General features: G+C 59.0%; 7 protein-coding genes. 4 read left to right on the top strand and 3 right to left on the bottom strand.

Annotated elements, in window-relative coordinates; translation table 11 throughout:
• Positions 1 to 154 precede the first annotated feature (154 nt).
• Together MF268_RS24965 and scpB are read left to right on the top strand one after the other, a co-directional pair.
• The gene (locus MF268_RS24965; RefSeq protein ID WP_238373401.1) at positions 155 to 1,039 is read left to right on the top strand and encodes a DUF1403 family protein; all 885 of its coding nucleotides are present in this window, start codon (positions 155 to 157) and stop codon (positions 1,037 to 1,039) included.
• A 2-nt stretch (positions 1,040 to 1,041) separates the two neighbouring features.
• A complete protein-coding gene (gene scpB, locus MF268_RS24960) occupies positions 1,042 to 1,656 on the top strand; it encodes an SMC-Scp complex subunit ScpB (protein ID WP_238373400.1) in 615 nt (204 codons plus the stop codon).
• 327 nt (positions 1,657 to 1,983) lie between these two features.
• Here scpB and MF268_RS24955 read toward each other — a convergent pair whose 3' ends face one another.
• The 3 genes from MF268_RS24955 to MF268_RS24945 are packed head-to-tail and all read right to left on the bottom strand — an operon-like array spanning position 1,984 to position 6,635.
• Complete coding sequence (locus MF268_RS24955; protein ID WP_238373399.1) at positions 1,984 to 3,840, bottom strand: UvrD-helicase domain-containing protein; 1,857 nt, start codon at positions 3,838 to 3,840, stop codon at positions 1,984 to 1,986.
• Positions 3,840 to 5,819 (bottom strand): ATP-dependent nuclease, encoded by a 1,980-nt coding sequence (locus tag MF268_RS24950; RefSeq protein ID WP_238373398.1) that lies wholly within the window; start codon positions 5,817 to 5,819, stop codon positions 3,840 to 3,842. Before MF268_RS24950 ends, MF268_RS24955 begins: the two co-directional genes overlap by 1 nt.
• An 18-nt stretch (positions 5,820 to 5,837) precedes the next feature.
• Positions 5,838 to 6,635 carry a TIGR02391 family protein gene (locus tag MF268_RS24945; protein ID WP_238373397.1) on the bottom strand — a complete coding sequence of 266 codons (798 nt, stop codon included), beginning with the start codon at positions 6,633 to 6,635 and terminating at the stop codon, positions 5,838 to 5,840.
• Positions 6,636 to 6,979: 344 nt separating this feature from the next.
• Here MF268_RS24945 and MF268_RS24940 point away from each other — a divergent pair, with 344 nt between their 5' ends.
• Both MF268_RS24940 and MF268_RS24935 read left to right on the top strand, forming a co-directional pair.
• Positions 6,980 to 7,576, top strand: coding sequence for a DUF6088 family protein (locus tag MF268_RS24940; RefSeq protein ID WP_238373396.1), 597 nt, complete (start codon positions 6,980 to 6,982; stop codon positions 7,574 to 7,576).
• Entirely contained in the window at positions 7,573 to 8,598 is a 1,026-nt protein-coding gene (locus tag MF268_RS24935) for a nucleotidyl transferase AbiEii/AbiGii toxin family protein (RefSeq protein ID WP_238373395.1), read from the top strand. The genes MF268_RS24940 and MF268_RS24935 overlap by 4 nt, the downstream gene beginning before the upstream one ends.
• Positions 8,599 to 8,765 lie beyond the last annotated feature (167 nt).

The following is an 8,765-nucleotide window of genomic DNA, read 5'->3' as shown; positions in this document are numbered from 1 at the left end:
CACCCATGAAACTAAAACGACACCGACATGCCGCTGAGCATATTCTTCAATGTCCGATAAGGCAAACTTATTGGACATAGTAGTAAAGAGCAAGGTGGGGCGGTTATATCGCTATTTTCTGGAATAAAGCGCCGTGCAAGTGTAGGCTTTAGGCATGACTTTTGCCCGACCTGATCACTCCATCGACCCAGACACACTACCCCGGATCCCTGCCTGGGTCACCTCGGCACGGGCTGAAACCATTGAAGATGTTGCGTTTTTGTCGGGCGCCGCGCTGAACCATCTGCATCTAGTGTTGGGACGCGTAGAGGTGCCCCAAGCCTTGTTGCGGGACCGGCTCGCGTTGCGTGCGGCCGAGGCTTGCGTCGTGTTCTCTGGACGGTCGGAGCGGTTAGGGGAGTTGCGCGACGCGGTGCACCTGTTGCGGCCCGGCGATCTACCCGGACCGGCGGGCGAAACCTGCCTCGCCTGGCGGCGTGCGGTGGAGCGGTCGGTGTCGATCAAGGCTCTGGACCGAGCCTTGCCGACCCTCGAGCCGGGCCAGATTGCGGCGTGGATTGATGCGGGGAAGGGTGAGCCGGTGACCCGGGCCGCGATGGTGTTGGAGGCGGTGCTGACGGAAGCGCCACGTGCGGACGTAGCGGCCCTGATCCTTGCAGATGCGGCCCTCGCTCTGGCACTCGGCTGGGATCATCTCGTGCCGTTGTTGGCTGCGGGTCTGAAACGCGCGGACCTGCGCAAGCAGGGCGACGATTTACGTCTCGCCTGTCATCGGGCACTCATCTTATCGGCGGTCGAGGCTGTGCGTCTCTCCGCCGACCTCGCGCGTCGGGTGATGCACCTGAAGGCCGTTGCGCCAAAGCTTCGCGCCAAGGGAGCGGGTGCCGCTGTCGAGATGTTCCTGACCCGAGATGCCTTGGCGCCTTCGGCCTTGCCCTTGCCGGATCGCGCCGCGCGGCGGCTTTGCGACCGGCTGGTCGATCTCGGCGCGGTGCGCGAGCTGACCGGGCGAGACACTTTCCGGCTCTACGGGGTGTAGCTATGGCGAAGGATCGTTCAGAGCCGGACCTTGACCGTGAGTTGGCCGACCTGCCGCCTGAGCTGCGCTGGCGCGAATGGATGCGCCGGATCGAGGCGGTGCTCTTTGCGTCGGCCTCGCCGGTCCCACGCGAGGACCTGGTCCGCGTGGTGGGGCAGGGGGCCTCGGTCGATCTGCTGGTAGAGGACCTTGCCGCCGATCTGGAGGGGCGGGCTTTTGAAGTTGCGCAGGTCGCTGGCGGCTGGATGTTCCGGACCCGGGCGGCCTACGCCCCCGCAATCCGGGCCGCTGCGGATGTCGGCAATCAATTGCTGGACCTGAGCGAATTCGACGTCGCGGTCCTGGCCGCCATCGCCTACCACCAGCCGATCACCCGCGACGCACTGAAGGATATCTTCGGCAAGGAAATCAGCCGCGACCTGATCGGCCGACTACATGCGCGCGAGATGATCGGGACCGGGCCAAGGTCGCCCAGGCGAGGGGCCCCCTATACCTTCGTCACCACCGAACAGTTTCTTTTCGCTTTTGGGCTGGAGAGCCTGCGCGATCTTCCGGATCGGGAACAGCTGGAGGATGCGGGGGTTGCAGCGGAAGCACCGCAAGTCGACTTTGGGTAACGCGTTGGCGATGCGGAGCGTGAATCCACCGTTCAGCTAATCGTTTCAATTGCCGTGCAACGATTCGTTCGCTGGCCAACAAAGCCTTGTGATTGCAATATGATAATCGTTTCACGATTTCTGAACGAATCCTCTTGCAGTTATTGGCGACAAGGCATTCCCTCCTCATCGTTGTGGGCTGGGAGCGGCCTGTGAGATTACGGCATTTAAGCTGCAGCATAAGGCAAGAACTGCCATCGGTCTGCGGCTCAGCTGCCCCATGGGTCCGTCACTTGCCTTATGCACGCTTGGGCGCAGTAATTGATAACAAGGTAACTCTGACTGTGACTATGCGATCAAATCACCGTCAATGTGTTGGACACCGACAGGCGCGAGGAGTTCATCAAGCCATTCAAAAGCTCGACCACGCTCTAGGCAAAAGGAAAAGTAGGCTCGCTGCCGGGCGCGAGTAAGTGCGACGAAGAGTGAATTCATTTCCTCCCCCCCGTCATTATTCAGGCTCCACCACGTCCTGTTGTCTAGACCGAAGAAAATCATCGTGTGGAACTCAAGCCCCTTGCTCTTGTGGATCGTCATTAGTGGAACTTGGCCAAGGCCTTCCAGTCGGTCGAGGACGTCGCTCCATTGAGCTTGCCCAGCAGTGCATTCTGTTAGGAGAATTAAGAAGCCCTGATAGACGCGCTCGAAATCAGCCGGGCGCTGGTAGTTGGCGAATGCGCCGACCAACCGCTCCCTCCCCACATAGGAAAGCGCTCGATTCAGAACTTCCATAGCCGTAGCTGCGGCGGGCGGATGCTCATCCATATAGGCCCGCAGTTCGCGGACGAACACGCCCGATTCCCTCTGGAGACGCCCGAGAGCGGCATCATCTTCATCGCTGAGCCCTAGGAGGATGCGCAGCCTCGCCTGCGAATCCGTCCATGCCTCCGGGTTGCGACCAGACGCTGCCAGGCGCAGAAGAGGAAAGAGCGTTTCAAAAAGCTCCTCTGTGAGCAGATCTTGAATGGCGATATCGCCGACGCGCCTATCCAGGTTGCGCAGGATCAGCCCTTCTGCTTCGAGGGCTGGGCCAAGCTCAGTCTCGACGTCGTTGGCCTTCATCCGGATAAGGATGGCGACGTCCTGTGGCGCCACCCGCCCGGCATCGACTTCAGTCCGTATCCAGCGGGCAATCTGTCGGACTTCAGCCTCGCGCTCTTTGAAATCCCAAATCGCTACCACATCGCCATCCACTCGCCGATTTGCTCTTGCAATCGCCAACTCGACATTCGGGTCGATCTTCGCGGCGATAACGTGTTGAACGCGGACAAGCTCTTCGTGCGAACGCCAATTCGAGAGCAACGAAATTCGACGCGCATTGAATGTCTCGGTGAAGACGTCAAAAGAGCGATCCATCGCCCCTGCCCATCCCATGATCTTTTGCTTGTCATCGCCAACGGCTGTCAGGCGCGTTTCGGCCCCCTCAAAGCATGTCCTGATTAGCGAAAACTGCGCTGAAGTGGTATCTTGAAACTCATCCAGAAACACCGCGCCATAGGATAGCCGTAGAGCCTGATTGATTTCAGGATTGACTTCCAGAATGTACTTTACCAGCCGGTTTATCATCGGAAATGTCAGCAGAACCTCAGCAAAGTTCCCATACTGGTGCTCCCAATACGCCCGCAAAAAAAGCCTTGCGGCTTCCTTTATATCTTGATCGTCGATGGGCAGGCTGACATTCGCAATGGCCGCCTCAAACCTTTTATGGTCAATGTTTGGGCGGCCTGCGCTGCGGAAGAAGTCTTGGTAGTCCCCCTTAACCGGGAACACGATGCGGTAGTTTGCAGGGGGCATATAGGGCGCTGGCACGGCCATCCGGAACCTATCCAGCATCTGCTTCGTGAATGCATCGAACGTGTACGAGGCAAAGCGGCGCGCTTGCTCTGGCGTGCAGCGTTGTTGGACGCGCAGGGAAAGATTGAGCGCAGCGTCGCGCTTGAAGCTGATAGCAAGAATGCGCCTCGGGTAGGGACACAATCCGGTTTGTAGCAGGTAAGCGGCTTTCTGCGCGAGGAACTCAGTCTTGCCCGCACCTGCTCCGGCAGTCACGCATACGCTGCGTCCAGTCTCACGCAGCGCATCCCACGCGCGATCTTCCAGATCGGCGACACCCTGCGGGCGCCAGTCTTCTGGGCGAACCAGCATTATGCCCCCGCCGGTGGGTTAATGAAAGACTGCACCCGCGCGATGAGCGAGCGCAGCGACGCTGGCGCATCGGCTTCCAGAGCGGCGCTATCGACGCGGGCAAATGCCGCGAGATGTGCCTCGGGCTTGCTGCGCTCAAGAAACAGGTAGGGGTACCAGACGAACTGATCGTTGTAGCCCGCGCCGTAGAGCGCAGGATTCCCGTCGGTCTTAAGGGTAACCTCTTTCTTCGCCTGTATCGCTGCAGCGCCTGCGCGCGGGCCATGCCCACCAGGACGGGCGTGTCGGTAGGCGTCAGGAAAGGCCATGAGCATCGCGAAATCAAGATCGATCGGGTGCGAGAAGAATACACCCTTGTCCTGAAGGGCCCGCAACCAAGGGCTGCCTCCTACTCCGGCCAAAAGAGTAGTGTCGTCCAAGGCCGCCATATCGGTCGGATCGATCTCATCAAGCATATACTCCACAGTGTCCGTAAAATCGATGCCGGCGGCGGCAAGACTGGCGACAATGCTTCGGATCAGGTTAGCGCCGCCATGGCGGCGCCCGAGGTCAAGGTCGAGTAGCGTAGCGTGAGGTATGTCGAGATCGTTCAGCAATCGCCAGAAATGGTCGACATAGCGCCCGCCCAGAGGCACGACAGGCACGAACGAGCCGTCTAGCGCAATGCCCATGCTTTCGGCGATGCGGGGCAGGACGATCCGCTCTGACTCGCCTTCCCCAAGCACGACGAACCGCGCGAAATACAGCTCCGGATAGGCTCGGACGGCCAGCCGGACGTATTGCCGCGCGTCGGCATCGTCGGCCGGCAAAGTCAACGGCCTGACGACCGCGCGCCGTTGTGGGCGGTCAAGGCGGAAGTAACGGATTTCTTCTGGCTCGACTCGGCCAAGGATGCTGGCGCTATGGCTCGACAACACGACCTGGGCGCTCGGCAGGGTTCCGATCTCGCGGGCTTGAGTCATGATGCGGCTCAGGAAGAACGGCGACAGACTGTTCTCGGGCTCCTCGATAGCCAGCACAGTCAGGTGCGCTCGACGCAGTTTCTCTTGTTCGAATGGGGCGTCCGCTGGCGGTAGGGCTAGAACGTCGCGCTCGGTCTCCAGTGTCGCCGCGGTAAGCGCGATGTGAAACAGAGAGCGCTGCCCGTCGCTCAAATCTTCGACTTCACGCACCCTCCCCGCCTCGTCGGGAAAGAAGCCGAACTCGGCGCGGCGCACCAAGTCTTCGAGCCTGCTCTCGACAAGTCGCAGCATCGGAGTCGTGTCGGTATCAGCCTCATTCAGCTGCTGCCAGCGCCTGCTCAGGCGGTCGATCACGAAGCTTGCCGGGTCCTCCTGCTCAAACCGCTTCTGGATGAGCATCGCGCCGCGGCCGGCTGTACTCTTTAATCTGTCAGACCAACGTGCTGCCTGCCAAAGCCGGCCCTTGAGGAGTTCGGTGACGCGCTCAGACGCATTCCGCGCTGCGGGAACATAAACCAGCTGTATAGCAGCCCGGTCGATGGCGGAAACGCGGTGGCAGCTATCCCACTCGAATTCATCGCCTAGCGTCGTGATCCAGCGAATGTCTTCCTGAATGCTCCCCTCCGGGGTCCCGTCGTTTGTCCATGTTGCTTTAAGACGCAGACGGGCTTTCAGGGGTGCGCCAGGCGCGGAGGCAGCCATATGCTCGAAAAGGTCCGGAACGGCATCTCCACCGGCCCCGCCGCCAGCAAGCTCGGGGAATCCGAGAATGCACTCTAGGTAGAGCGTGCTCCCGTCTGGAAGTTCATGTTGATCCGGTGGGAGATGAAAATCCCGCAACCGAACCGATCTCTGGCTTGGGGTGACACCAAAGAGACGGGCAAGCGCTAGAAGCATCGCAGTCTTGCCTGCACCGTTCCCGCCGACAAGTGCAGTGACTCCTGCTTCAAGATCGATTTTCGTTGGCTCCGGTCCAAAACACCGGAAGTTCTTCAGTATAATCTTTTGGATCTTCAATTTGTCCTCCCTGAATGTCTACGGCTTACCGGCAGCATCGAGCCTCCGATGAATAAGGGACAATAACGAAAGCAAGTCTTCCGCATCCTCTTTGGTCATCGACCAATGGATGCGCGCCTCATGGGCCGTAGGGTTGCGGAACATGCCGAACGTGCCGCGCAACAGGTTCGCAAATCCTTTTTGTTCGCTTTTCTGGCTGTCTGTAGTGAGGACGTTGATTGCAAGTAAGGGCACGACGCCCCCAAACACCTGGTCTACAAGCGCGCTACCGTCCCCGCTCAATCCCGTCTTACTGCGGATTTTATCGGCGACGCTCTTCACTGCTTCCAAGACGGCGTGGAAGTAATTGTCGGCGACTAGTTCAGCGCGGCAGAAGCGCAGTACATCCGGATGCACGTTCCGGACGGCGAGATCATCGCGCAACTCTCGCGCCCTACGCTCCGCCTCAGGGAGCGTCCGGGCGGCATCGCTGGACTTGAGCGTACCGTCGGGTTCAACGTGCATACCCACAAAAGCTAACGCCCGGTTTACGTTGGCCCGCAGCGGCTCATAGCGCTCCGGCTGCCTAGCGTAGCGCGGCGGTTTCATAGCCTTGCGGATGAACCCGAGGACGCGTGTCTTATCCTGTCGACTGTTCTGGCTTTGGACAAACGCATTGAAGAGGCGTTTGCGCTTGGTGAGATCTGGCGATACATCCGGCATCCCGCATTCGGAAAGAATGAACTGGATCTCGCTACCTGTCAGTCCGTCAGATGTATCGGCTAAGGCATCAGCGATCGCTGCCAGTTCAGCTGCATTGAAGAGAAGTCCCGCCATCGTAATCCCGCTTCTGGCATTCGTTCACTCAACCATTAGCAGTGTCTGAGGGAAAGGCTACCTCCTTTTAGGCTCGAAAAGGACGGATGACCGGTTCGGGTTCGTTCGCAGCTGAGGCCGAAAAGCGGCTATAGGCCGTTCTTGTCGCTTGGTCGATGTGGGCCTTACAACGCGAACCCAATTGGTCATGATTTGCCGTCGTCATGAATCTCCTCCTTGTGCCTCAGAGTCTCGGGGAAGGTGTCCCAATAGTGCGATCTGGCCCTAAGCTAGACTGACCCACGGTAGCTTCAGCTTGAAAACTGTCAGAAAATAAGCTACATATCTGACAGTTGGAGGCGAACATGCAAACCACATCTCAAGCGATCATGGCCTATGCTGAAGCGCTGCCAGAGGGTGCGACCCTGTCGGCGCGGGAGTTGTTGCACCTCGGAGAGCGTGCTGCGGTCGACCAGGCGCTGTCGCGGTTGGCACGGCGAGGGGAGCTTATTCGTGTGAGGCGGGGATTGTTCGCGCAGCCCGTGAAAACCCGCTTCGGGAGCCGGGCGCCCTCAGTTGAGGCCGTGGTTGAGCACATTGCGAAATCAACCGGTGAGCGCGTGTCGCAAAGCGGGGCATCGGCAGCGAACCTGCTCGGTATTTCGACACAGAATCCATCCCGTCAAGTCTATTGGACTTCCGGGCCGAGCCGTCATCTGAAGCTCGGAGCGCAAAACGTCGAGCTTAAACATGTGCCGAGCTGGCAGCTTCGTGCACCCAACAGTCGCGCCGGGCACGCCTTTCGAGCGCTTGCCTATTTCGGCAAAACCGAAGCTGCTCAGGCTTTGAGGTGTATCAAGGCAACGTTGAACGAAGAGGAGAAGCGTGAGCTTCTGAGCCTTCGTGCCTGTGCGCCAACCTGGATGGCCAAGGAACTTAGCGCGCTCGCTCCGTCGCAATGACAGAAAGCCAAACTTACTTTTCGCTGTCGCGTGAAGACAAGATCGACGCGCTGGAAGTGGCCGCCTCGAAATTGGGGCGGCCTGCAGACCTGTTGGAAAAGGATATCTGGGTCGTTTGGGTCCTTAACGCCTTGTTCGACAGTGATCTTGGCGAACACCTGGTGTTCAAGGGAGGAACGTCGCTCTCCAAGGTCTATAAGGCGATTGACCGGTTCTCAGAAGATGTCGACCTGACATATGACATCAGGCAGATCATTCCCGATCTGATCAAGGATCCCGAAGATCCATATCCGCCAAGCCGCTCGCAAGCTCAAAAATGGACCGAAGCTGTTCGGGGTCGCTTAGACGAGTGGGTGGGGTCAAAAGTGGCCCCCATGTTGTCGGACAAGGTCAAGGCAGCGGCGCTCCTGGCAGAAACCCGTGTAGAAGGAGACAAAATTCATCTGGACTACGACGCGGTGCGCAGTGGCAGCGGATATGTTAGATCCTCGGTCTTGTTGGAATTTGGCGCTAGGTCCACAGGTGAACCGGCGCAGCGTCACAAAGTGGTATGTGACCTCTTTCAGGCGCTACCTGAATTGATTACGCCCGTCGCCACGCCTCGTGTGATGATGGCCGAACGGACGTTTTGGGAGAAGGCGACAGCTATCCATGCCTATTGCTTGCGGGGTGCGTTTCGAGGCGGCGACCGCTATGCGCGTCACTGGTACGACCTGGATCGCTTGCAGGCTGTGGGTATCGCTGCTCGGGCGCTGGAAGATAAGACGCTTGCTCAAGATGTAGCGAAGCACAAACAGCACTTTTTCCGCGAAACAGATCGTGCGGGTGCGACGATTAGCTATGCCGATGCGGTCTCAGGGTCGCTTTGCCTGATCCCAGAGGGTGAAGCCTTGGAGGCACTCGCCCAAGACTACCGGAAAATGCTGGAAGCGGGACTGCTTCAGTCAAACGCCATCCCTTTTGTTGATTTACTGGCTCGTCTGATGGATCTTCAAAATCAGGCCAACGCACGCCCTGAGTGAAGTGGGGCCTGTTGCTTGCGGCGTCCTTGTGATCGCCAGAAGGTTCAGCTTCTGGCCGCGTCGCATACCCATGGTGAGCATAAACGAAACGTAAGCATCCGGCGTAGGCCACAGCGAGGTCAACGCGCGCGGTCGCGGTCCATTTCGATGAACTCTTGCAGGTTTTC

Origin of the sequence: Heliomarina baculiformis (genome assembly GCF_019966545.1) — a bacterium.
GTDB lineage: Bacteria > Pseudomonadota > Alphaproteobacteria > Rhodobacterales > Rhodobacteraceae > Heliomarina > Heliomarina baculiformis.
The sequence above is the reverse complement of the archived record's forward strand: the minus strand, read 5'-3'. Positions and strand labels throughout refer to the sequence as shown.